At 56.4% G+C, this 24727-nt stretch carries 22 protein-coding genes; 8 read left to right on the top strand and 14 right to left on the bottom strand.

Annotation, left to right across the window (positions count from 1 at the left end; genetic code table 11):
• Positions 1-71 precede the first annotated feature (71 nt).
• Together gyrB and BOSE62_RS15475 are read left to right on the top strand one after the other, a co-directional pair.
• A complete protein-coding gene (gene gyrB / locus BOSE62_RS15480; protein ID WP_159647632.1) occupies positions 72-2588 on the top strand; it encodes a DNA topoisomerase (ATP-hydrolyzing) subunit B in 2517 nt (838 codons plus the stop codon).
• Between the two features lie 117 nt (positions 2589-2705).
• Entirely contained in the window at positions 2706-3059 is a 354-nt protein-coding gene (locus BOSE62_RS15475; protein ID WP_159647631.1) for a thiol-disulfide oxidoreductase DCC family protein, read from the top strand.
• 2 nt (positions 3060-3061) lie between these two features.
• Here the strand turns inward: BOSE62_RS15475 and BOSE62_RS15470 are convergent, their stop codons facing one another.
• The 3 genes from BOSE62_RS15470 to BOSE62_RS15460 form a co-directional block, all read right to left on the bottom strand.
• A complete protein-coding gene (locus BOSE62_RS15470) occupies positions 3062-3853 on the bottom strand; it encodes an SDR family oxidoreductase (RefSeq protein WP_159647630.1) in 792 nt (263 codons plus the stop codon).
• 147 nt (positions 3854-4000) lie between these two features.
• Positions 4001-6460, bottom strand: coding sequence for a TonB-dependent receptor (locus BOSE62_RS15465; RefSeq protein ID WP_159647629.1), 2460 nt, complete (start codon positions 6458-6460; stop codon positions 4001-4003).
• Between the two features lie 215 nt (positions 6461-6675).
• Entirely contained in the window at positions 6676-9138 is a 2463-nt protein-coding gene (locus BOSE62_RS15460; protein WP_159647628.1) for a TonB-dependent receptor, read from the bottom strand.
• A 282-nt stretch (positions 9139-9420) separates the two neighbouring features.
• Here BOSE62_RS15460 and BOSE62_RS15455 point away from each other — a divergent pair, with 282 nt between their 5' ends.
• A complete protein-coding gene (locus tag BOSE62_RS15455) occupies positions 9421-10182 on the top strand; it encodes an SDR family oxidoreductase (protein WP_159647627.1) in 762 nt (253 codons plus the stop codon).
• 2 nt (positions 10183-10184) lie between these two features.
• Here BOSE62_RS15455 and BOSE62_RS15450 read toward each other — a convergent pair whose 3' ends face one another.
• From BOSE62_RS15450 to BOSE62_RS15425, 6 genes are all read right to left on the bottom strand, one after another.
• Positions 10185-10577 carry a limonene-1,2-epoxide hydrolase family protein gene (locus tag BOSE62_RS15450; protein ID WP_159647626.1) on the bottom strand — a complete coding sequence of 131 codons (393 nt, stop codon included), beginning with the start codon at positions 10575-10577 and terminating at the stop codon, positions 10185-10187.
• A gap of 14 nt (positions 10578-10591) precedes the next feature.
• A complete protein-coding gene (locus BOSE62_RS15445) occupies positions 10592-11614 on the bottom strand; it encodes an NADP-dependent oxidoreductase (protein WP_159647625.1) in 1023 nt (340 codons plus the stop codon).
• Positions 11615-11617: 3 nt separating this feature from the next.
• Entirely contained in the window at positions 11618-12793 is a 1176-nt protein-coding gene (locus tag BOSE62_RS15440; protein WP_159647624.1) for an acyl-CoA dehydrogenase family protein, read from the bottom strand.
• 8 nt (positions 12794-12801) lie between these two features.
• Positions 12802-13950: a thiolase family protein gene (locus tag BOSE62_RS15435; RefSeq protein ID WP_201295731.1), complete on the bottom strand. Its 1149-nt coding sequence runs from the start codon at positions 13948-13950 to the stop codon at positions 12802-12804.
• Complete coding sequence (locus BOSE62_RS15430; protein WP_236554072.1) at positions 13950-14363, bottom strand: Zn-ribbon domain-containing OB-fold protein; 414 nt, start codon at positions 14361-14363, stop codon at positions 13950-13952. The genes BOSE62_RS15435 and BOSE62_RS15430 overlap by 1 nt, the downstream gene beginning before the upstream one ends.
• Positions 14364-14445: 82 nt before the next feature.
• Positions 14446-15216 (bottom strand): SDR family NAD(P)-dependent oxidoreductase, encoded by a 771-nt coding sequence (locus tag BOSE62_RS15425; RefSeq protein ID WP_159647622.1) that lies wholly within the window; start codon positions 15214-15216, stop codon positions 14446-14448.
• A gap of 84 nt (positions 15217-15300) precedes the next feature.
• Between BOSE62_RS15425 and BOSE62_RS15420 the strand changes: the two genes are divergently transcribed.
• A complete protein-coding gene (locus BOSE62_RS15420; RefSeq protein ID WP_159647621.1) occupies positions 15301-15681 on the top strand; it encodes a nuclear transport factor 2 family protein in 381 nt (126 codons plus the stop codon).
• 16 nt (positions 15682-15697) lie between these two features.
• Here BOSE62_RS15420 and BOSE62_RS15415 read toward each other — a convergent pair whose 3' ends face one another.
• From BOSE62_RS15415 to BOSE62_RS15405, 3 genes are all read right to left on the bottom strand, one after another.
• Positions 15698-16837 (bottom strand): acyl-CoA dehydrogenase family protein, encoded by a 1140-nt coding sequence (locus BOSE62_RS15415; protein ID WP_159647620.1) that lies wholly within the window; start codon positions 16835-16837, stop codon positions 15698-15700.
• Between the two features lie 11 nt (positions 16838-16848).
• Entirely contained in the window at positions 16849-18060 is a 1212-nt protein-coding gene (locus BOSE62_RS15410; RefSeq protein ID WP_159647619.1) for an acyl-CoA dehydrogenase family protein, read from the bottom strand.
• Positions 18061-18146: 86 nt separating this feature from the next.
• On the bottom strand, positions 18147-19148 hold the full coding sequence (locus BOSE62_RS15405) for an NADP-dependent oxidoreductase (protein WP_159647618.1): 1002 nt from the start codon (positions 19146-19148) through the stop codon (positions 18147-18149).
• A 297-nt stretch (positions 19149-19445) separates the two neighbouring features.
• Between BOSE62_RS15405 and BOSE62_RS15400 the strand changes: the two genes are divergently transcribed.
• The 4 genes from BOSE62_RS15400 (at position 19446) to BOSE62_RS15385 (ending at position 22593) form a co-directional block, all read left to right on the top strand.
• Positions 19446-20429 (top strand): thiamine pyrophosphate-dependent dehydrogenase E1 component subunit alpha, encoded by a 984-nt coding sequence (locus BOSE62_RS15400; protein ID WP_321325804.1) that lies wholly within the window; start codon positions 19446-19448, stop codon positions 20427-20429.
• Positions 20426-21418 (top strand): alpha-ketoacid dehydrogenase subunit beta, encoded by a 993-nt coding sequence (locus BOSE62_RS15395; RefSeq protein ID WP_159647617.1) that lies wholly within the window; start codon positions 20426-20428, stop codon positions 21416-21418. Before BOSE62_RS15400 ends, BOSE62_RS15395 begins: the two co-directional genes overlap by 4 nt.
• Positions 21419-21424: 6 nt before the next feature.
• Entirely contained in the window at positions 21425-21658 is a 234-nt protein-coding gene (locus BOSE62_RS15390) for a biotin/lipoyl-containing protein (protein ID WP_159647616.1), read from the top strand.
• 119 nt (positions 21659-21777) lie between these two features.
• Positions 21778-22593, top strand: coding sequence for a helix-turn-helix domain-containing protein (locus tag BOSE62_RS15385; protein ID WP_159647615.1), 816 nt, complete (start codon positions 21778-21780; stop codon positions 22591-22593).
• Between the two features lie 48 nt (positions 22594-22641).
• Here the strand turns inward: BOSE62_RS15385 and BOSE62_RS15380 are convergent, their stop codons facing one another.
• Both BOSE62_RS15380 and BOSE62_RS15375 read right to left on the bottom strand, forming a co-directional pair.
• Positions 22642-23052 carry a PaaI family thioesterase gene (locus BOSE62_RS15380; protein ID WP_159647614.1) on the bottom strand — a complete coding sequence of 137 codons (411 nt, stop codon included), beginning with the start codon at positions 23050-23052 and terminating at the stop codon, positions 22642-22644.
• 2 nt (positions 23053-23054) lie between these two features.
• Entirely contained in the window at positions 23055-24632 is a 1578-nt protein-coding gene (locus BOSE62_RS15375; RefSeq protein ID WP_159647613.1) for an aromatic ring-hydroxylating oxygenase subunit alpha, read from the bottom strand.
• Positions 24633-24727: the final 95 nt, after the last annotated feature.

Below are 24727 nucleotides of genomic sequence, written 5' to 3'. Positions count from 1 at the left end.
GAGGGGATTTTAATATCCCGAAATCCTACATTTCCCTTGGGTTTGCCGGCTCCAGCGGCTATGGTTGCGCTATGAGTGACATTAGCAAGAACGAAACAGCGGAAGATGCATCCAACTCTTCCAATCAGAACGAATATGGCGCCGATTCCATCAAGGTTCTCAAGGGCCTGGACGCGGTGCGCAAACGGCCAGGCATGTATATCGGTGATACCGATGACGGCAGCGGCCTCCATCATATGGTGTTCGAGGTGTCGGATAACGCGATCGACGAAGCTCTCGCCGGCCATTGCGACCTGATCCTGATTACGCTCAACGCCGACGGCAGTGTATCGGTCGAGGACAATGGTCGCGGCATTCCGACCGGTATGCACAGCGAGGAAGGCGTCTCGGCCGCCGAGGTCATCATGACCCAGCTTCACGCCGGCGGCAAGTTCGAGAACACTTCCGACGATAATGCCTATAAGGTCTCCGGCGGCCTGCACGGCGTCGGTGTGTCGGTAGTCAACGCCCTGTCCGAATGGCTGGAACTCGATATTTGGCGCGACGGCAAGGCGCATAATATGCGCTTCGAATTTGGCGATGCGGTACGGCCGCTGGAAGTGACCGGCGATGCACCGCCCGCCGATAATGAAACGGGCGTCAAAAAGGGTACGAAAGTCACATTTTTCCCGTCCCCCGCGACCTTCAAAATCACCGAATTCGATTTCGAGAAACTGGAGCACCGCTATCGCGAACTCGCGTTCCTGAACAGCGGCGTGCATATCATTTTGCGCGATGAACGGCACGAGGAAGCGAAGGAAATCGACCTCTATTATGAAGGTGGTATCGCGGCTTTTGTGCAATTTCTCGATCGCAACAAGACTGCGCTGGTGCCCGAGCCGATCGCCATTCACGGTGACCGCGACGATGTCATCATCGACGTCGCGCTGGAGTGGAACGACAGCTATTATGAAAATGTCCTCTGCTTCACCAACAACATCCCGCAGCGCGACGGCGGCACCCATCTGGCAGCCTTCCGTTCGGCGCTGACCCGGACGCTCAACAATTATGCCGAAAGCTCGGGCGCGCTCAAGAAAGAGAAGGTCAAGCTGACCGGCGATGATATGCGCGAAGGCCTGTCGGCAATCGTCTCGGTCAAACTGCCCGATCCGAAATTCAGCTCGCAGACCAAGGACAAGCTGGTCTCCTCGGAAGTTCGCCAGCCGCTGGAAAGCCTGATGGCCGACAAGCTCGCCGAATGGCTCGAGGAAAATCCGCAGAACGCCGCAATGGTGATCCAGAAGGTGATTGATGCCGCTGCCGCCCGCGAAGCCGCGAAAAAAGCGCGCGAACTGACACGCCGCAAGGGCGCGATGGATATCGCCTCGCTACCCGGAAAACTCGCCGATTGCCGCGAAAAAGACGCAAGCAAATGCGAACTTTTCCTGGTGGAAGGGGACTCCGCAGGCGGTTCTGCCAAACAGGGCCGTGACAGCATGTATCAGGCGATCCTGCCGCTGAAGGGCAAGATCCTCAATGTCGAGCGCGCGCGGTTCGACCGGATGTTGTCCTCCAAGGAAGTCGGCACGCTGATCCAGGCAATGGGCACCGGCATTGGCCGCGAGGATTTCAATCTCGAAAAGCTGCGCTATCACAAGATCGTCATCATGACCGACGCGGACGTCGACGGCGCGCATATCCGCACCTTGCTGCTGACCTTTTTCTATCGCCAGATGCCCGAGATCATTTTAAATGGCCATCTCTATATCGCCCAGCCTCCGTTATACAAAGTCGGCAAGGGCAAGAGCGAGGTCTATCTGAAAGACGACAATGCGCTCGACCAGTATCTGGTCGAGGCCGGACTGAACGGTATGGTTCTGCAGACCGGCGAAGGCGCACGCAGCGGAGAAGACCTGCGCGGCCTGATCGAACATGCCCGCAGAATGCGAAGCCTGATGACCTATGTGCCGCGGCGCTATGACAGCACGATTGTCGAGGGCATGGCACTCACCGGCGCTCTCAACCCCGATCACGGACGAACGGAACGGCAGGCTGCGGTCGACGCGACTGCGGCATGGATGGACAAGGTGGACGAGGAAGGCCGCTGGTCCGGTCAGGTCTCCGAAGAAGGCGGCTATTTGTTCCAGCGATTCTGGCGCGGCGTCACCGACCATCATATCATCGAAGCCAAATTCCTCGAAAGTGCCGAAGCGCGCAAGCTGCACCTGCTCGCCTCGGAAGAGAGCGTAACATATGGCAGCGGCAGCCGACTGGTCAAATCCAGCCCGGGTGATGCGGATAATAGCGAAGATGGCGACATCGGTTCCGAAGGAACGCTGATCACGCGCCCCTCCGAACTGCTCGATACGGTCATGGCCGCAGGCCGCAAAGGGCTGTCAATTTCCCGCTACAAGGGTCTGGGCGAAATGAATGCCGAGCAACTCTGGGAAACGACACTCGATCCGGAAGTCCGCTCCCTGTTGCAGGTGACCGTGGAACAGGCTGATGTCACCGATGATATTTTCACCAAGCTGATGGGCGAGGTGGTCGAACCGCGGCGCGAATTTATCGTCGACAATGCGCTGAATGTCGCCAATCTCGATATTTAGCCTCAGTTGCCCTTAGGCCTTTGGGCCATATGGTGATGGGCCATCCCGTCGCTTAACTGTCTGTTGCAATGATAGTGAGACGCTTGTGAAGCAAGGCAGCAGTGATGGGAAACAGCGATGCGCCGGGTGACTGTCTGGTACGACGGCGCCTGTCCGCTGTGTATCCGGGAAATCGCCCTGATGCGTCGGCTCGACTGCCGTGATGCCGTCTCCTTCATCGATATATCCGTGCCCGCCGCGTCCTGCCCGCTCGACCGGCAATTGATGCTCAGCCGGTTTCACGCTTCGGTAAACGGGGACATATATACCGGTGCGGCCGCATTCGCCGCCATGTGGCGCGTCATTCCGGTCCTGCGGCCAATCGGCCATCTCGCCCGCATTCCGGCTGTGCTGCGGATCCTCGAGGCCCTGTATATCCAGTTCCTGAAAATCCGTCCGCACATCCGGAAGCGGTTCAAACCCGCAGACTAGGATCAGGAAGCGGCGGCGACAGCCCCCATCATCAGTTCCTGGTCCTTGCGGGTCGGATTGCCGCGCAGGCACAGTCCACCGTTGACCTGCAAATTCTCGCCGGTCATGAAACATTCGTCGCTGGCCAGGAATACGGCGGCAGCTGCAATATCCTCGCTGGTGCCGATCCGCCCGAGCGGGTAGCGCGCCTCGAAGGATTCAACCAGTCCCGGCACCTGGTCGACACCAGCGGTCATGGGCGTGCGTGTCAGACCCGGAGAAATACTGTTGGCTCTTATGCCCTGCTCGCCAAATTCATGCGCCACGCAGCGGATGATATGGTCGGTTGCCGCCTTCGTGCCCATATATGCGGCGTGATCGTTGAGCATGATCGTCGCGGTTGCCGAGCTGATCTGGATGAGTGATCCGCTATCGCCCATTGCCTTGATCATTTCCTGATAGAATTGGAACGGCCCGACCAGCTGCAGCGCTGACATGGTTTCCAGCTCTTCCCTGGTGTTTTCCAGAAATGGCTTGAGAAACCCCAGTCCGGTGGCATTGACCGCAATATCGACGCCGCCCATTTGGCTTTTCGCGCTATCGGCTAGCGCCTTGATATCCGCTTCGTTGGTGAGATCGCACAGTGCGTAATGGCCGCCAATCTCCTCGGCAAAGCGCTTCAACTCCTCTTCGTGGCGTCCTGCAACCAGCACATCGGCACCTTCATCGTGAAAACGCTTGGCAATTACCTGCCCCATATTGTCGCGGCCGGCAGCCCCTAAAACTATCGCCCTTTTTCCTTCCAGTCGTCCCATAGACTTGCTCCTCCAATCCAGTTGTTATGCGTTTCGCCATATTAGTTGTTCACGAACTGCGGACTACTCTCACAATGGCTATTGTCGCCAAAAAAAAGGCCGGATTGACGTGAGTCAATCCGGCCAAAATCAATCAACGGGAGTTGATCAGAACTTGAAGGCGGCTTCCACGAACACCTGACGGCCGCGATTCTGGGTAAGCACGAGATCGTCACCGACACCGGGCTCGAGGAACGGGCGACCACTGCTGGTGTTGGTCCAGATTTTGTCGGTCAGGTTGACACCGATCAGCGACAATTTCCATTTGCCGTCCGGATCGCCAACCGAGACCGAACCGTCGATCGAGATATAGCTGTCCTGTTTCATATCCGAGAAGGAATCCTCGTTGGTGAAATAGGAACCGCTATATTGCAGGTTGCCGTTCAATCCCAGTTCGAGAGCATCGCCCATCGGGACTGTCCAGTCGAAAGCAGCATTGGCGGCGAATTTCGGCGCGCGTGCGGCGGACCGGCCGTTAATGTCTTCTCCCGATGTGGTCACGAACGGAGCGGTAAACTCCGCATCGGTATAAGCAATCGAACCGGAGAGATTCAGACCCTCGACCGGCGTGCGCCATCCCCATTCGACATCGACACCCTGGCTGGTCAGCTGGCTGGCATTGAACGTCTGGAACTGGACCGCAGCGGCATCAAAATTCTGCACCTGAAGATCATCAAATACATAATAGAAAACCGAAGTGTTCACCGTCAGCGTGCGATTGGCGAACTGCGCCTTGACCCCGACTTCGCCGCCGAGACCGGTTTCCGATTTGAATTTCAATGCGTCGGCAACCGCCTGACGGGTAGCCGGATCCGGATCATTGAAGCCCAGCAAGCTGGATGATGGCAGAGCGCTGTTGTCAATACCGCCAGATTTGAAGCCGGTCTTGAAGGCACCGTAAATATTAATGTCCGGAGTGGCCTGATAACGGATCGACAGTTCCGGCGAGAAATTGTCGTCGCTGAACTCGATCGGTCCGGAGAAAAAGCCGCTTGGAATGAATGCCGGGCCCGATGACAGGAAAGTGTGGACATAAGGCACCGAAATCCGGCTGGTCTTGTTCTCGTCCGTCCAGCGTACACCGCCGGAAACCTGCAGCTCTTCCGTCAGGTCCAGCGTTGCACTGGCGAAAAACGAAAGCGCTTCGGTCTTGGTATTCTGTTTCTTGTACCAGTCATAAGTATAGCCAGTGACCGGATCAGCGCCGAGGAAAGAAATATTCACACCCTGCTGCGAGGTGTTGAAATCGATATCGCGTGATTCATAAAATGCACCGACCATGAAATTGAACATGCCGTCAAAATCACTGGTGATCCGAAGTTCCTGAGTAAACTGCTCGGTCTTGTTCACAGGATCGCTGCAACCCGCGTTACCGGGTACACCAGGCGAGATCTCGCCGAGATAGGCATAGCAGTCGGTGTCGATCGAATCGAGGCTGAGATAGCCGGACACCGACGACAGGGTCAGATAATCGGAAAGACCCAGATCCCATTTCAGCCGCCCGAAGAAAATATCGGTTTCGCCATAAGGTATGCCATTTTCAAAACGGGTGTCGCCGCCGGATCCGTCGGGGACATTGCCCATAAGAACCGCTGCGCCATCAGAAGTGTGATACAGGCCGTCACGATCGTTACAATCGGCGTTCGAAGGGATGACGACCGCACCGGAAAGCAGATAGACAGGATCCGCCACGCCATTTGCACCGCAGTTGATGTCGGTATGACCGATGGCGCCATCGCTCTTGTTCTTGACATAGTTCAGCTTCAGATTGGCATTGAAATTGTCAACCGGATCCCATTGCAGGGTCACCCGGCTGATGAAGTTGCTGATCCCTCGGGAATCCCGGACGCTGCCATCGGGATTGAAGGCCGGGGTTCCCGGTGCCAGCTTCACATAGTCCTCGATATCCTGATATTGCGCAGCAACACGGATGCCGAGCGTATCGGTGAGCGGCCCGGAAATATGCCCGCCGAGCGTGTAACCGTTTTCCTCAAATTCGTAGGAAGCTTTGCCAGCGACTTCCCAGTCCCGGGTCGGATTGGCGGAGCGGATAGCGAAGACACCGCCGGACGCGCTTTTGCCGAAAAAAAGTGACTGAGGTCCCTTGAGAACATCGATCTGTTGAACATCGAAGAAGCCCGCCTGAACGATCCGCATGGTACTGACTTGAACACCGTCAAAGTCAAATGCGACAGCGGAATCGAACGCTGCCGAAAGATTCGACGATCCGACGCCGCGGAGACTGATCTGGCCACCAGAACCCGAGCCACCGACCTGCACGTTGAGCGCAGGCACACGGCTGACCACATCGGCAATTTCATTGACCTGATATTTGTCCAGCGTGTCGCCGCCAATAGCGGTAACCGTCACAGGCACTTCCTGCAAAGTTTCGGTCTGCTTACGGGCAACCACGGTGATGACGTTGCTATCATCATATTCGACAGCGTCCTGTGCGTATGCTGGTGCCGCAATGCCGGCGAAAGCCAGGCTCGCCGCCGAACCCATCAGCAGCCCCCGAACGGAATGGCAGGGCGATATTTTAGCAAGACGTGTCGATTGTGTACTCATAAGAACCTCCAAAAAAAAATACCTCAGTGATGACCTGAGGCATATCCAAAAACTGACGGCTATTTGTCTGCCGCCTTGTTTCGCAGCGAGTAACAGGTCCCTTGCTGCCTGCTACTGTCACTTTCGCTATTTGGCTGGTGAGCGCATCGTCAAAAATGACAGGCCGGGAACAGCTTGCGCTGCCCCGGCCCGTTTAGATCAACCGTGAAAAACAGTTAGAACTTGAAGGCGGCTTCCACAAATACCTGACGGCCACGATTTTGCGTCAGCAGCAAATCATCCCCAACACCCGGTTCAAGGAACGGACGGCCGGCACTGGTATTGATCCAGATCTTGTCGGTCAGGTTGACGCCGACCAGCGACAATTTCCATTTGCCGTCCGGATCCCCAACCGAAACCGACCCGTCGATGGACACATAGCTGTCCTGCTTCAGATCGTTCAGCGAATCTTCGTTGGTGAAATAGGAGCTGCTATATTGCAGGTTGCCATTCAATCCGAGTTCCAGTGAATCGCCCATCGGGATCGACCAATCAAACGCTGCATTGGCCGCAAATTTTGGCGCGCGCGCCGCTGCCCGCCCGTTGATGTCCTCACCCGAGGTGGTCACGAAGGGAGCGGTGAATTCTGCGTCAGTATAGGCAAGCGAGCCGGAGAAGTTCAGGCCCTGAACCGGCGTGCGCCACGCCCATTCGACATCGACACCCTGGCTGGTCAACTGGCTGGCGTTAAAAGTCTGATACTGAACCGCGGCAGCGTCGAAATTCTGAACCTGAAGATCATCAAAGACATAGTAGAACACCGAAGTATTCAGGGTAATCGTGCGATTTGCCAACTGGGTTTTCACGCCAATCTCGCCACCCAATCCGGTTTCGGAATCGAACTTCAATGCATCGGCGACCCCCTGACGAACAGCAGGATCAGGATCATTGAAGCCAAGCAGGCTAGAGGATGGCAATGCACTATTGTCTATGCCGCCGGATTTGAAGCCGGTTTTAAAAGAAGCGTAGATATTGATATCGGGCGTCGCCTGATATTTGATCGAGGCTTCCGGTGAAAAATTGGAGTCCGAGAAATTGATGGGCCCCGAGAAAAAGCCGCTCGGGATAAAGGCAGGGCCAGCCGAAAGGAATGAATGAACATAGGGAACGGTAATTCTCGATACCTTGCTTTCGTCAGTCCAACGCACACCGCCCGACAGTTCCAGCTGGTCTGTCAAATCCAGCGTGGCACTAGCGAAAAACGATAGCGCTTCGGTTTTCGTGTTCTGCTTCTTATACCAGTCATAGGTGAAGCCTGTAATGGGATCTGCGCCGAGGAAAGAAATATTCACGCCCTGCTGCGAAGTGTTGAAGTCGATATCGCGGCTTTCATAAAATGCACCGATCATGAAATTGAACATACCGTCAAAGTCACTGGTGATACGAAGCTCTTGCGTGAATTGCTCGGTCTGGTTGACCGGGTCACTACACCCTGCGCCACCCGGAACGCCGGGAGCCAATTCCCCGACATAGGAATAACAGTCGGTGTCGACAGCATCGAGGCTCAGATAACCGGAAACCGACGACAGGGTCAGATAATCGGAAAGACCCAGGTCCCATTTCAGACGGCCGAAGAAAATCTCGGTTTCACCAAAAGGCGTGCCGTTTTCGAATTTTGTATTGTCACCGCCTGAGCCGGTCGGAATGTTGGATACCAGGGCGGCCGCACCATCGGAAGTATGGTAAAGGCCATCATGGGAGTTACAGTCCGCATTCGACGGGATCACAAGTGCGCCTGACAACAGATAGATGGGATCCGCAACACCATTTGCGCCGCAACTTACATCAGTATGCCCAATCGCGCCGTCGCTTTTGTTCTTGATATAATTCAATTTCAAATTCGCATTGAAATTGTCAACCGGATCCCATTGCAGGGTCACACGGCTGATGAAATTGCTGATACCCCTGGAATCCCGGACACTGCCATCGGGATTGAAGGCCGGCGTTCCCGGTGCCAGCTTCACATAATCTTCAATATCCTGATATTGCGCAGCTACGCGAATACCAAGCGTATCGGTGATCGGACCGGAGATATGCCCCCCGAGCGTATAACCTTTTTCCTCAAACTCGTAGGATGCCTTGCCTGCCACTTCCCAGTCTTGGGTTGGATTGGCGGAACGAATGGCGAAAACACCAGCGGAAGCACTTTTGCCAAAGAACAGAGATTGCGGCCCCTTCAGAACATCGATCTGCTGAACATCGAAAAATCCGGCTTGTACCATCCGCATGGTGCTGACTTGAACACCGTCAAAATCAAATGCCACAGCGGAGTCAAATGATGCGGAAATGTTGGAAGAACCGACACCACGCAAGCTGATCTGCCCACCCGAACCGGAGCCACCAACCTGCACGTTCAGTGCAGGCACACGACTGACCACATCGGCGATTTCATTGACCTGGAATTTTTCCAGCGTATCGCCGCCAATCGCGGTGACCGTGACAGGAACTTCCTGCAAAGTTTCGGTCTGCTTGCGGGCAATAACGGTAATTATGGCTGGCTCATCCATGCCTTCGGAATCTTGTGCCAAGGCTGGCGACGCCAACGCCGCGCAAGCGGTGGCGGCGGCCGAGCTCAGCAGAAGCGATCTGACTGCTGTGCTTTTCAGGTTGGTTTTGTGGCGCGGCGAATTTCTGGTCATAGCTCTCTCCCAAATGGCCCGGTCGGGTCGACCGGAATCCTTTTCCAGTTTTTGGCGGTTTTACAGCCTTAGTGTGGGGTTTATCTTAAGCATGCGTTCCGGATCGCTCTGCTAGCCAATTTGATAGCAACTAATGAAAACTGTGGTGTCTGCGCAACAAAAGTACGTTTGCGCCGCCAATCCGTATACCCACTATCGATAATGCTAACGATAATAGGGATTGCAACAGCGGGCTGCACGACGCCTAAAGCATCGCAACGATTCAGAACGGGAGATTGATCAATGGGCCGCCTCAAGGGAAAAATTGCCATCGTAACCGGCGCCGGATCCGGCCTCGGAAAAGCGATCAGCGAAACATTTGCCGCAGAAGGCGCCCGGGTCGTGCTAACCGACATTGAGATTGACGCCGCAAAACAGGTCGCCGAGAGGATCGGCGCCAATGCCATCGCCCTGGAGCAGGATGTTGTCGACGAGGCGCGCTGGGATAAAATATTCGCGGAGACGGCAGGCGCTTTCGGTACGCCGCATATTCTGGTGAACAATGCAGGGCTGGTCCTCCCCGGAACAATCGAGGATTGCTCGTTCGAACTGTTCCGCAAACAGACCTCTATCATGCTCGACGGTGTATTTCTGGGATGTCGCAGCGCCGTGCGAGCGATGAAGTCCAACGACCAGCCGAGCTCGATCATCAATCTCAGTTCGATGGCGGCCTTGCAGGGCTATTCGCCATTTGTCGCCTATAGCGCCGCCAAAGGTGGCGTGCGGTCGATGACCAAATCGGTGGCCCTGCATTGCAAGGAGCAGGATTACCCGATCCGCTGCAACAGCCTGCATCCCGCCGGGATCGACACGCCGATGGTGCGTCAGGAATCCGTTGGCGCTGGCGGCGGAGAAACGCCGGCAACCGGAATGATAAAGATTGGTGAACTGGGCCACCCCAATGATGTTGCGGCTCTATGCGTCTATCTGGCGAGCGATGAATCCCGCTTCATGACCGCTGGCGAATATCCGGTCGACAACGGGGTGCTCTACAAGCCCGCCTGATATCAGGAGGCGGCAGCACCCACGGCTGCCGCCATCTGGTTCTGGAATTCGGCAAGGTCGAAATAATCCCGCCACTTGGCGATCTTGCCATCACGCATTTCGAAGGTGCCCATCACGCGGATGGCGATCCACTGTCCGTTGATCCGGAACTTGTCGGTGCGCTCGGTCAGCACCGCGTCGCCCTCGGCGGCTATATGGTGAACGATCCATTCCGCACCATCGGAACCCATCCCGGATCCGTCGAAAAAGGCCCGGACAGCATCAATCCCGACGCACGGCTCCATCGGGATATTATGATAGAAAATATCGTTCGCCATCGCCGCGTAGATCGCGTCAAAATCGAGCCGGTTCCAGGCGTCGATGAAGTCGAGCACCTGTCGCTTGCTGTCGGACATGGCGAAAATTCCTTCTATTCTTCCGGTGAAACGTCGAGGATCATCTTGCCCTGGTTGGCACCGGAGAACAGCTTCATAAACGCAGCATAGCTGTTCTCGATTCCCTTATCGATATCCTCGTCATGCTTGATCTTGCCCTCGGCCAGCCATTTGCCCATATCGGCGATGCCTTCGGCGAAACGCGGCGGGTAATCGCGAACCAGAAAGCCCTTGATCGTCGCCTGACGGGAGATCAGATACCAGAGGTTGCGAATGCCGACCGGCTCGGGGCTATTATATTCGCTGATCAGGCCGCAAAGAACGACGCGGCCATATTCGTTGATCGCGGTAATTCCGGCATCGAGAATCTCGCCGCCGACATTTTCCCAGATGATGTCGACACCATCAGGGGCTGCCGCTGCAATTTCCTTTTCCAGATCGGCCTGACTCTTGCCGCGATAGTCGATCGCCGCATCAAAGCCATAATGATCGGTCAGCCGCGCGCATTTTTCGGCACCACCAGCGATGCCGACAACCCGGCAGCCCTTGATCTTGCCAATCTGCCCGACCAGCGAACCGACCGCACCAGCCGCGCCGGTGACCAGCAATGTGTCACCTTCCTTGGGCTTGCCATCGTCGATCATGCCGAAATAGGCGGTCATCCCGACTGCGCCGAGCACCGACAGAAAATTGGTTGGCGAAGGAACCAGCGAAGCATCGACGGGCGAGGTAAAACCACCGGCTTCGACGACGGAATATTCTTCCATCGCACTGAGGCCGACAACCCACTGGCCAACCGGAAAATCGGGATTCCTTGACTCGAAAACCCGGCCGACCGTGCTGGCCGTAACCGCCGCACCGAGAGCGATCGGCGGCATATAGCTTTCGGCATCACTCATCCAGCCGCGCTGGGCCGGGTCGAGCGAGATATAATGATTGCGCACCAGAAACGAGCCGTCGGCGAGTTCCGGCAGATCTTCCTCGACCAGCGCAAAATCGCTCTCCTTGGGCTCGCCCACCGGGCGACTGACAAGTGTAAATTTGCGGTTTTTGGTCATGAATTATCCTTCATTGGCAATTTTGTGGGATTTCTTGATTTTCTTGGCGAGCGACCATTTGTGCACCTCGGTCGGCCCATCATAAACGCGGAAAGCGCGCACTTCACGGAACACCTGTTCGACCACTGTATCCTTGCTGAGGCCAGTACCGCCCATGACTTGCACGCAATTGTCGGCAATCCGGAACAAAGCTTCGGAAACAGCAACCTTGGCCATCGAGCTTTCGGTTGTCCCCAGCGCACCGGTATCGAGTATAGAAGCGCACCAGTCGATCATCAGTTCGGCCTGCTTCAAATCGATTTGGTTCTGCGCCAGCATGAAACCGACCCCTTCATGATCGATCAGCGGCTTGCCAAAGGCCTGCCGCTTGCAGGCGTAGTCGATGGCGATTTCCTGAGCCCGGTCACAACTGCCAAGCCAACGCATGCAATGGGTTAGACGCGCTGGCGCCAGACGCACCTGGGCATATTTGAAACCTTCGCCGCTTTCACCGAGCATTTGGTCCGCTGGCACACGAAGATTGTCAATCTGGACAACCGAGTGACTGCCCGGCATCGAGCTGTCAATTGTGTCGAGTACGCGCTCGATCTTGATTGCGGGGTCCGGAAGGTCGACGAGGAACATCGTCGCACCCTCATCGGATTTCGCCATGATGATCCCGACCTTCGCGCCTTTTGCACCGGTGATGAACGTCTTGCGACCATTGATTACCCAGTGGTTCCCGTCGGGCTTGGCCGTCGTCTGCATCATCATCGGATCGGAACCAGCACCATTTTCACTCGCTGGCTCGGTCATGAAAAAGGCTGATCGTTCCCGCCCGGATACGAGCGGCTCAAGAAACCGCTCCTTCTGCTCAGGCGACGCGCATTTGCCAAGCAGGTACATATTGCCTTCATCGGGCGCGAAAGTGTTCACCGCCAGAGGCCCCAACGGCGACAACCCGGACTTGCGCAAAACCAGCGCCGTTTCCAGATGGGTCAGGTGGCTGCCATCTTCACGGATATGCGGCGTCAGGACACCGGCTTCTCGGGCCAATGCACGCATTTCCTGAACCAGACCGTCGGTCGGGCCATGGTCTTCGCACCGTTCGTCCTTTTCATAAGCAAAAATCTTGTCGCGAACGAATGTCTCCACCCGTTCAGCCATGTCATGCGCTTCGGCGCTGATCTTCTTCGTCATTGAATCTCCTATCTTTGGAGAATCGTTACGGCAGATACGCCCGGCGCGCCATAGACTTGTGTATAAGCAGTCTTCGGATCGCCCTGCACCTGCCGAGCGCCCGCGGTGCCGCGCAGCTGCACGACATTTTCGTAGACCTGCCGCAGACCCGACGCACCGATAGGTTCGCCACAGGCAAGGCACCCGCCATCCGTGTTGATCGGCAGTGAACCGGTGATATCGCTGCGCCCTTCCAGCAGCCATTGCTCCTGCTCGCCGGGCTTGCAGAAACCATTTTCCGCCATATGCATGATTTCCGCACCGGATTCCGTATCCTGCAATTGCGCAATATCGATATCTTCGGGGCCCATGCCAGCCTGCTCAAAGGCAGCCTTGGACGCGATTTCGGTTGCCGTGCCACCGCGTTCATTGTCGATCGACGCGGCAAAGACCTCGAAGGAGCCCGGCGGCCGGGTGCGCATCACCGAGCTTTTCAGGCGAATGATGGGCACGCCCAGCTCCCTTGCCTTTTTCTCGCTGGCCAGAATGACCGCGACGGCCCCTTCGGCGGGCGAACAGAACATATATTTGGTGAGCGGATCGCAGATCATCGGTGCGTTCATGATCGTTTCCAGGTCCACCTCGCTCCGCCGCCAAGCATGATCGGTTTTCACCCCGTTGCGAAACGCTTTTTCGGCAACCCGGCCCAATGTTTCGCGGCTGATATTATGTTCGTGTAAATAGCGCATGATCTTCGCGCCAAAAAACTGCACGGTCAGCATATAGCCGGCTTCACCATACCAGTTGGGCAAACCGTAGGCCGACGGATCGGCATTGAAGGCACCGCGTGGATGCTTGTCGAAACCGACCGCCATGCCCATTTCATATTCACCCGACTTGATCGCGCTGACAGCGGCGTTGAGCGCAGAGCCGCCGGTAGCACAGCCGTTCGAGACATTGATGAACTGGATGCCGGTCAAGCCCAGCTGCGACACCATATTGTCGGCGCTGCCCGATGCCGCCGAGCCGCCGAAGGCGAACTGGACATCTTTCCATTCGATACCGCTGTCGGCGAGCGCCTGCCGGACCGCGAAAATGCCTTGGTCCATGCCATCGCGCCCTTCGGTGCGGCCGAACGGATGAATGCCGGCTCCTACGATACAAACGTCTGACATGATTATTCTCCCTGAACAGGTTTGAAGGCATGGATGAGCTTCTGCTCTTCCACCGGCGCATCGGGATCGAGCGGAATCACCGTAAATTCGACCTCCATGCCGATTTTGACATCGTCCGGATCAATGCCGGTCAGACGAGATTCCACCATCGTCTGGTCAGGCAGGCTGACATAGGCGACCACATAGGGCTTGAACTTCTCCGGATCGGTCGGTCCGATATAGGGGGGCTTCGGCGGAAAGCGCTGGACGGTATAGGTCCAGACGGTGCCGCGCGTACCGAGCACAACGGGCTCGATATTGTCATCGGGAGTTAGTGGCAGCGGAAAGAATATCTGGCCTGTTTGCCTGTTGCGCGCGCCCAACAGGGCGCCCATGTCATCGGTAAACAGATTATCAGCAATCGGTTGTGCACTCACGAAGGTCTCTCCTTTTATGCGAATCCTATAAGGGGGAAAGCGGGCGGCAAATAACTGCCAAAACGGCTAGGGAGGATGCGCCTCAATAGCCTGGATGCACCGCCAGCATGCCACCATCGACCAGCAGATCGCTGCCGGTCGCGAAACTGCTGTTGTCACTCGCGAGATATACAGCGGCCGCGGCCAGATCGCTGCCTTGCCCGATCCGGTTCAAGGGCGACATGGCGGCCGCCATTTCGACCATCCCGGGAACGCTCTTTGCTGCGGTGTCGATAATGCCGGTATGAGTGGCGCCGGGCACCAGATTGTTGCAGCGGATATTCAAGCCGCTTTGCGCGCAGTACACCGCCACCGATCTGGACAGCATGCGTACCGCGCTTTTCGAGGCGGTATAGGCAACATCACCGGGCAGCGCGGCAAAAGCGCTGGTCGATGCGATATTGATGATCGAACCGCTGGAACCGCCCGGATTTTCCTTCATTGCGCCAATTGCCTTTTGGCACCCCAGCATCACGCCGGTCAGGTTGATGCCGAGCAGATGATGCCAGCTGTCGAGATCCATTTCCTCGATATTCTTGCCAATCACGATGCCGGCGTTGTTGACCAGGATGTCCAGCCTTCCGAATTCGCCAAGCGCCTTGGCCATTACCCCGTCCCAGGCCCGGGCGTCGCTCACGTCCTGCGCCATGAACAGCGCGCCTGCGTCATCCGCAACCTCCTGTCCCAGAGCGTCCTGCACGTCGGTAGAAAGAACCCTGGCACCCTCTTCGACAAAACGTTCGACGGTCGCTGCCCCGATACCCGAAGCGCCGCCGGTGACGATCGCCACCTTGCCTTCCAATTGACCCGACATTTTCTTCTCCCTATCAAATTCAGCAGAGGCCTATCACGCCTCGGCACTCTAGTTCCGGCCCCATATACAGCGAAAGGAAGCCTGATGCTCACACCGGAATATATGAAACAAATTGTCGACCAATATCTGGCCGCAATCAACGATGGCGATATGCAGGCGGTGATGGACCTCTATGCCGACAATGCTGCCGTCGAGGACCCGGTTGGCACAGAGCCCAAATCCGGCAATGATATTCTGGAATTTTACACCAAGGCCTTCTCCGGTGGCGCCAATGTCGAACTGACCGGCCCGGTCCGTATCTCGGCAAAAGCGGCTGCTTTTCCGTTCCGCGCCGAAATCAACCAGCAAGGCGGTCATATTCTGGTTGTGGACGTGATCGATATTTTCGAGTTTGATGCCGACGGCAAGGTGGGCAAGATGACGGCGCATTTCGGACCAGCCAACGTGACGGTAAAGGGCGCCTAGCCCGTTCCCCACCCGATCAATAGCCGGACTTTTTTGCCCAGCGATCACTGTGAAAACCGGCATCGCCGAACATTTGCTGCGCGACATGGACCCGCTTGAAATAAAGTCCGACATCATATTCGTCGGTTACGCCGATTCCGCCGTGCATCTGGATCGCTTCCTTGGTTGCAAGCTGCGCGACCTGGCCGGTCTTGGCCTTCGCCAGCGAGCAGGTCATGCCGGCATTGGCAAAATCCTGATCGAGGTCTTTCAGCGATTTCAGCACCGCCGATTTCATCATTTCGATCTCGGTCGCCAATTGGGCAGCGCGATGCTGCAATCCCTGAAATGAGCCTATCTTCTGGCCAAATTGCTCGCGTTCCTTGAGATAGTCGGTGGTAACGTCGAACACCTGTTGCGCAGATCCGGACATTTCCGCGCTCAGCACGGCCCGACCAGCAGACAATATGCCTTCCAGCGCCCCGAAGCCGCCGTCCAGTTCACCCAATATATCATCTCCGGTGACTTCCAGGCCATCAACCGACAGATTGGCTGCGTTGCGGCTGTCGACCATGGGCGTATGCTCGCGCGTAATTTCCGGCGCGTCGGCATCCACCAGGAACAGGGTGATACCATGCGGATCATCCTGTTCACCCGAAGTTCGGGCTGCAATGATCAGCTTGTCTGCGACATGGCCATCCGCGACAAAGGTCTTTGTTCCGGACAGCGTAAAGCCGTTGCCCGACGGTATGGCGGAGAACGCAATCCGGCCGGGGTTATGCCGCGGGCCTTCGTCGACGGCCAGCGCATAGAGCGTCTCGCCGCTGCTGATTGCCGCCAGATTTTCCGCTTTTTGCTTCTCGGTCCCATATTGCTGGATGGCTGTTGCACCCAGAACAGACGTCGAAAAGAAGGGCGAGGCGGTCAGATTGCGGCCCATCTGTTCGGCCAGAACACCGGCACCGACATAGCCGAAACCGCTGCCACCATGTTCTTCCCCGACGATGATACCGGCCCAGCCCATTTCGGCCATCTCGGACCAAAGCTCACGGCAGAAACCGTCTGCCGGCTTGTTGTCGCGCACCTTGCGAAAAGCGGCAACCGGCGCTTTTTCAGCCAGAAAACCGTTCGCTGCATCCTGCAGCATTTCTTGTTCTTCGTTCAATATCAAAGGCATGATAATTCGCTCTATTCGCTCGGCAATCCCAAGACGCGCTTGGAAATGATGTTAAATTGAACTTCCGTGGTACCGCCAAGGATCGAATAGGCCCGGTGATAGAGCCAGTTGTTGGCCAGGCTGCCATATTCGATACCATCTTCACCGATGGTTGCTCCGGTCGTGCCTTCGATCTCCATGAGCAACTCGGTGCCGCGCTTGGTGAGTTCCGATGCGGCATATTTGAGCATCGAGGATTTCGCCCCCAGACCGCTACCTGCATTGGCTTCGTCGGTCAGCCGCTCCACCGTCAAATTATAGGCCCAGTCGTCCAGCTCAGCCTGCGCTATGCTCTGCCGCAAGGCGGGATCATCCAGACGCCCGGTGGCATCCAGACCGATTTTCTCGGCTGCATGCTTTCCAAGACTCTCTGGCCCGCTCGTACCGCGCAACGGTGACATGGTTCCGAGCATCCCGCGCTCGTGCACCAGCAGATTTTTTGCCACGTCCCAGCCACGATTGACCTCGCCGACAACCGACGCATTATTCTCGCCATAGCTTTTGGGAACTTTGACATTGTCGAAAAATGTTTCACAAAAGGGCGAGTGGCCGGAAATCAGGACGATCGGCTTCACGCTAATGCCCTCGCTGGCCATGTCGATCAGGATGAACGTGATACCCTTGTGCTTCGGGGCGTCGAAATCGGTCCGCACCAGACAGAATATCCAGTCCGAAATGTCGGCATTGGACGTCCAGACCTTCTGGCCGTTGATCAGCCAATGATCGCCCTTGTCCTCGCATTTCGTCTTGAGCGAGGCCAGATCCGAACCGGCTCCCGGCTCGGAATAGCCCTGACACCAGCGAATTTCGCCCCGCGCAATTGCAGTCAGATGCTGCGCCTTCTGTTCGTGCGTACCAAAGGCCAGCAAGGCGGGGCCAAGCATCGATATGCCAAAATTGCTCAGCGGCTTGCGGGCATTGATCGCCTGGCGTTCTTCATCGAGAATCTTGGCTTGGTCGGCAGAAAGCCCGGCTCCGCCATATTCCTTGGGCCAGGTCGGCACCGTATAGCCCTTGGCCAGGGCCCGCTCGAACCATATTTTCTGCGCCTCGGACTGGAACTCCCATTGGCGTCCACCCCAACATTGATTTTCGGCGGTAATATCCCCGTCGCGCATTTCCTCGGGACAGTTTTCTTGCAGCCATGCCCGCACTTCGATGCGGAAATTTTCAAGATCGCTCATGACTTAACCTCTCGTGACAACCATGTCATATGTCAGCCGACACGATGCTGGCACTGCGCATTTAGTTAGCGATGTCATCCGCACCATCAGTCCAGACGAAGCATTTGCTTGCCGAAATTCTGGCCAGCGAATAACCGCTTCAATGTCGCGGGAATATTGTCAAAGCCGTTCTGGATATCTTCTTTGAAGGTTATTCTGCCTTCCTTGATCCACTCCCGCATACGTTTGCGCGCTTCGGGAAATTCACTTGCATAATCCGAGACGATAAAGCCCGACATGCTGGCGCGCTTGAAGATCAGGTTGAAATAATTCTCAGGACCGGCCGGCATGTCGCCCTGCTCGTAGCGGGAAATACCGCCGCAGATCGCGACCCGGGCATGCATCGCGATATGTGCCAGCGCATCGTTCAGGATCTTGCCGCCAACATTGTCGTAAAAGACGTTGATTGACTGCGCACAATGTTCCTTCAACTGCGCACGGACATCGTCATTCTTGTAGTCGATCGCTACATCATAGCCGACCTCTTCCGTCAGCCAGCTGCATTTTTCTTCACCCCCGGCAATGCCAATGGTGCGGCAGCCGGCGATTTTGGCAATCTGCCCGACCATCGAACCGGTTGCGCCGGCCGCACCGGAAACGACGACCGTATCGCCCGGCTGGGGCCGGCCATGTTTCAGCAGGCCAAAATAGGCGGTCATTCCGGTCGTACCCAAAGCGCCCAGATTGGCAGCGAGCAAATCATCGTCCGGAACCTTGTTCAGCTCGCCGCCGGGAACATGGGCATAATCCTGCCAGCGCAGCATCCCCATGACCTTGTCGCCCTCGGCAAATCCGGGATGACAAGACTCGACCACGGTGCCAATTCCGGAACCGCGCATCACTTCACCAATTTCGGTGGGCGCGACATAGCCGCCGATATTTTCCATCCACCCCTTCTGCGCAGGGTCGAAGCCGAGAATTTCCGTCTTCACCAGCACATGGCCTTCGGCACATTGCGGAACTTCGGTGACGACCTTCTTGAAATCATCATCCACTAGTCCGCGCCCTTTGGGACGCCCATTGATCAGCCATTGCCTGTTGTCGGTCATATATTCTCTCCGTTGGAAGATTTAGAAACCTGTTAGACGGATTCTCTTGACCAACCGAACTGCCAGCTTTGATAGCTGACCGGTTAAAACCGCTATCGGCCGCAGTGGGCGGGAAGATTTAGCACCTGTGATTGCTACTTTTCAGCCATAGTGAAGGGCGTAACAAAGCCTGACTATCGAGTGGCCCGCTGGCGGCTTACTCCCTATAACAATAGTGGCGGGTCGGGCCGCTCGCGCTATGACGTTTTTTAAGGATAGCGTCCCCTTCAGAGGGCCGCATTACAAAGGAGCAAAGCCTTGGCAAATAGTGACATGGCGGACAAAGACGTCCTCATCGATATTTTTACCCGCGCCGACCTGATCATGCAGTCGGATATCAAATTCCGGCAGATGATCGGAGCGGGCCAGTTGCAAATCGTCTATTATCCCGTGCGCGGACAGGAAGTTGTCTCCTCGGCAATGATGGCAGCGGTGAACAAGGAAGATTATCTGGTCACGATTTATCGCGGCCTGCATGACCAGCTCGCCAAGGGCATTCCTTCCAAAGATCTCTGGGCCGAATTTGCCGGCAAGATGGCGGGCACTTGCAAGGGCAAGGGCGGGCCGATGCATATCACCCATCCCGAAACCGGAGTGATGGTGACCACCGGTATCGTTGGCTCGGGCATTCCCATTGCTAACGGCCTCGGTCTCGCCAGCCAGCTCGACAAGGATGGCAAGGTCACCGTCTGCTGCTTCGGCGATGGCGCTACCAATATCGGTGCTTTCCACGAGGGCCTCAACATGGCCCAGATCTGGAAGCTTCCGGTAATCTTCCTGTGCCAGAACAACCTTTATTCCGAACATACCCCGATGGCTTTTGCCACCAGCTCTGATTCGATCAAGCAGCGCGGCGAAGGCCTTGGCATGCGGTCGGTGCAAGTGAACGGCAATGATGCCAGCGCGATGTATGCAGCCGCGAAAGAAGCGGTCGAATATGCGCGTGCCGGCCACGGACCGACGCTGATCGAGGCGATGACCTTCCGGTTCCACGGCCATCTGCTTGGCGATACCAGCCATTATATCCCGAAAGAGGAAATGGAGCAGGCGAAGAAAGACGATCCGATGCCAATCCTGCGCCAGCAGTTGCTCGATCTGCAGATCAGCGAAGCGGATATTGCCGCGATCGAAGCGAAAAACGCAGCGATCATCGAGGAAGCGTCACAATTTGCGCTCGACACCCCCTATCCTCCGGGCGAGGAATATCGCATCGATGTACTCGACGTGGAGATTGCAGCATGAGCGAGAAACCAAAAGAAATCATGTTCGCCCAGGCCTGCAACATGGCGATGGCCAAGGCGATGGAAGACGATCCCAAAGTCATTTTGATGGGTGAAGATATCGCCGACGAACAGGGCGGTGGCGTGTTCAAGGTGACGCTCGGCCTGTCCGAGAAATTCGGCACGGACCGCGTCCGTTCGACCCCGATTTCCGAACAGGCAATTGTCGGCGCCGCGGTTGGCTCCGCAATGGTCGGCTACAAGCCGGTCGCCGAGATCATGCTGATGAACTTCATCACCGTGGCGATGGACCAGATCGTCAACCATGCCGCCAAGCTTCGCTTCATGTCTGGCGGACAGACCACGGTTCCGCTGACAATCCGCACCACCACCGGTGCCGGCACCGGTCTTGGTGGTCAGCATAGCGACATGCTCGAGGCATGGCTGGCCCATGTTCCCGGCCTGAAGGTTGTTGCCGCATCCAATCCGGCGGATGCCTATGGCCTGCTCTATTCCTCGATCATGGATCCCAATCCGGTGATCTTCATCGAGAATACGCCGGGCTATTTTGTCAAAGGCCCCGCTCCGGCAGCCGATCATACGGTGCCGCTCGGCAAGGCGTCTGTCCCGCGCGAAGGCACGGATGTCACCCTGATCGGCTATGGCAGCAGCATCAGCCGGTGCCATGCTGCCGCAGACAAGCTGGCCGAAGACGGCATCTCCTGTGAAATCGTCGATCTGCGCACCATTGCGCCATTCGATGAAGAAACGGTGCTGAAAAGCGTCGCCAAGACAAAGGCTGCGGTCGTTGTCCACGAAGCGGTCAGGAACTTCGGTGTGGGCGCGGAAATTTCTTCGCGCATCCACGAAGAACTCTTTTCCGAACTGAAAGCACCCGTCGGCCGCGTCGGCTCCGGCTATGCGCCCGTTCCCTTTTCCCCAGCGATCGAAAAGGCCTGGATGTTCAGCCAGGACGACATCGAACGCGAAGTGCACAAAATCTTAGGATAAATTACAATGGCTACAGAAATCAGAATACCGAAACTGGGCTTCAGCATGGAATCGGGTATCCTTGCAGAATGGCTGGTCGAGGACGGCGCAGATGTCACCGCCGGACAGGAAATTTACGCGCTGGAAAATGAGAAATCGACACAGGAAGTCGAATCGCCAGCAAGCGGAAAACTGAAAATTCTTATCCAGGCCGATGGCGAAGAATATCCGGTCGGCGAACTGATCGGAACGATTGAATAGCAAAAGCCGGAAGGCACTACAGCTCCTATCATTATGGTTAGGAATGTTTGGTTGACTAGAAAACCAAACAACGCGACACACGGCGATCATAAAATAAGCGTCGCAAGGAGTAGTGCCAGATGGCTGACAATTTTATCGCAGAAATTCCCGAGATTGGACGGAAACGTTTTCGGGAGAATGTAAACAGTGTCACCATCACCAATCCGGCGGAGATTCGTCCTGCTGCCGAGGCCGTGCACAAGATTGCCCAGTCCTACGGCTTCAGAATAGCGGTTTCCGCCGATATCTCATCCAAGGCGCATCTGGTCGATGCCGACGGCAATCTGATCAACAAGGACGTCTTCGGCTGGGTTGCTGAAGGCGAACGCTGGTGGGAAGATACCCGTCTCGCGCTCAGCTCCCCCCTGCCCAGGGCCTGCCGCTACGAAAGCGAGCCGATCTGGTGCAATGGTGACGGCTTCCACGGTCATTGGCCGAATGAATATCTCGACAAGATCGACCTGAAGGATTTCTACGCGCAGGGCGGCACCTCGGCAAAATCTGCTATTCTCATCCCGGTGCACCTGCCGTTTGGCCAGATAGCTGCGGTCAGCTTCACCCCGCTGGAGCACGATATCTCCGATCTTACCGAACCCTATCGGCTCTATTCCGATTTTTTCGGCATCATCACCCGCCGTTTCGTCACCGGCTATGTACTGGCCATGCGCGAAAAGCACCGGATGCCGGCCAATTGTATACTGTCCAAACGGGAAGCCGAGTGTCTGCACTGGGCGGCGATCGGCAAGACCGACAAGGAAATCAGCATGATCCTGTCACTCAGCCATGCGACGATACGCTATCATGTTAACCGTGCCGGGCAGAAACTGAACAGCGTCAACCGCGGACAGACGATTTTCAAGGCCGGACAGCTTGGGTATCTCGGCGCGACCGACTGATCGCGTGATCTAGAGATTATCTGCCGCGTCAAGCGCGGCGCACTATCGCTATTTCCGCAAAATCGCGAACACCGCGGTCATCGTCATAAGAACCGTGTCGCCGCAGACAATCCGGCCGCTGCAATAAGCGGTACGCTTGCTCATGCGATCGATCCGGCAATTGGCCTCGACCCAGTCATCCAGCTTTGCGGCAGCCAGATAGTTGGTATTCAGACTCATCGTAGCAACCGGCAGACGGGGCCTTTCGGCCTCATGAACCTGCAGGCTCAGCGCCACGTCGGCGAGCGTCCCGAGGACGCCGCCGTGCGCGACGTTAATATGATTGATCTGGCCCTCGTGGATGCGCGTACCGACGATGATGCCCTCGTCACCAGGCCGCACATAATAGGGCCCGGCCATGTCCAGAAACGGGTTCGAAAATTTCGCCCGTTCAAAACCGGCCGGGACAGACTCAACCAAGGTCAGGCAGCCGCCCGCTTCGGGCTCTTGGGCGGTTCGTCAGAATTCAGCCACAAATTCAGCGTCTCGTGGAAATGGCGTAGCTTCGATTCCTGATATTGCGCGAACAGGGAGACGCCATCCGGCTGACTCTTGACCCCTTTCTGCATCGCCTTGTGGTTGAGATAATCCTGATTGAAAATCTTGTTCAGATAGCTGCCGAATTCAGCCGCCTGAGTATAATCGTCATCCAGGTCGAGGAACGTGCATTTTGCCGGTTCGGGCCGCTCCGCGCCCTCGGGCAGCGCAACCATGAACATGACTTCATGCAGCGATTGTTCCGGATTGTCACCATCCGGCCGGAACCGGTAGAAAATCGGGTTGAAGTCGGCCCATGGACTGATGTTCGGGAACACGCTGTAGAAAATAGCGTCCATCAGATCGGCGTCACTGATCTCGTCGACCATATCGCCCCACATGGGCCGCATTTCCTCGCGGCGCGCCTGTGCGGCCTCATCGCGCAATGCATGTGCGGATTCATCGGTATAAACCATCGGCATATCTTCATCCGCCGGCGCGATCTTTCCGCCAATCCAGTTACACATGTGCGGATCGGCCGATGTCACATCGCCCTCGATATAATTGGCTTCCATATCGAAAATGCCGCTTTTGCCGTTCGGCAGCGATACTTTGACGCGATTTTCCTCAAGCCGTTCGAACTTGTGCTTGCTGATCGGGTGGATGAAACTCTGGAACGCCTTCTGGTCCGGGAAAGCTGTCGGGTCGGGATTGACCAGTCCGGTATGCGGACTGGGCTGACCATGGGCAGACATTGCACGGGAAATATTGTGCCAGACATCATATTTGCTGTTCGCATCGGCAAAGGCGGGCATCAGCTCGGGATGGGTGCCGACCACATGATAGGATTCCATGAAGGCTTCCTGCGCAATCTTCCAGTTGCAGGGCAGACGCTTGATCATATGCGCAGCCTTGTAGCGCCGCTCGAAGGGAATCTGGAAATGGCGATCGATATCGCCGAGGAAATCCTCCAGCGGCTCGCAATTCGGATCCGGATTGATGAAGACGAACCCGCCCCACTCGCCGACACTGACTTCCTGCAAGCTGTGGGTTTCTTCGCTGACCGAGGGAAAATCCCACTGGCAGGGCACTTCTTTCAGCTTGCCGTTGAGCTCCCAGGACCAGCCATGGAACGGGCAGCGCAGCGCCTTCTGGCCTTTTTTGTGATTGTCGCAAATTGCCCGGCCGCGGTGCATACAGCTGTTCGGGAAGGCCTTGATCTCGTCTTCCGAAACGCGGACCACCAGAAAGGACAGCTCGGCAATATCATAGACGAACGTGTCGCCGACATTCTTGATCTCATCCTTGTGACAAGCCATCTGCCAGACGCGTTTCCAGAGCTTCTCGACTTCGCGGTCATGCTCTTCCTTGGACCAGTAGCGGCTGACCTCGACGGTGGTAACGCCCGGCTCCATCGGAGATTCCTCGAGATACACGGCGGGGGGAGCGACTTTGTCACCCTCCAGCAGTTCCGTGTAGGAAATACCGTTAGACCGATTATGTCCGGTTAAAGTCTCAACCATCATCTTCTCCTGAAAACTGAACGTCTTTGTTTCGATCAAAATAGCCTAAACAGGCCCTTCGGCCACTAGTGAATCTGGCAGCATCGCCTGTTGTT

Origin of the sequence: Sphingorhabdus sp. 109, from assembly GCF_902506555.1 — a bacterium.
GTDB lineage: Bacteria > Pseudomonadota > Alphaproteobacteria > Sphingomonadales > Sphingomonadaceae > Parasphingorhabdus.
The sequence above is the reverse complement of the archived record's forward strand: the minus strand, read 5'-3'. Positions and strand labels throughout refer to the sequence as shown.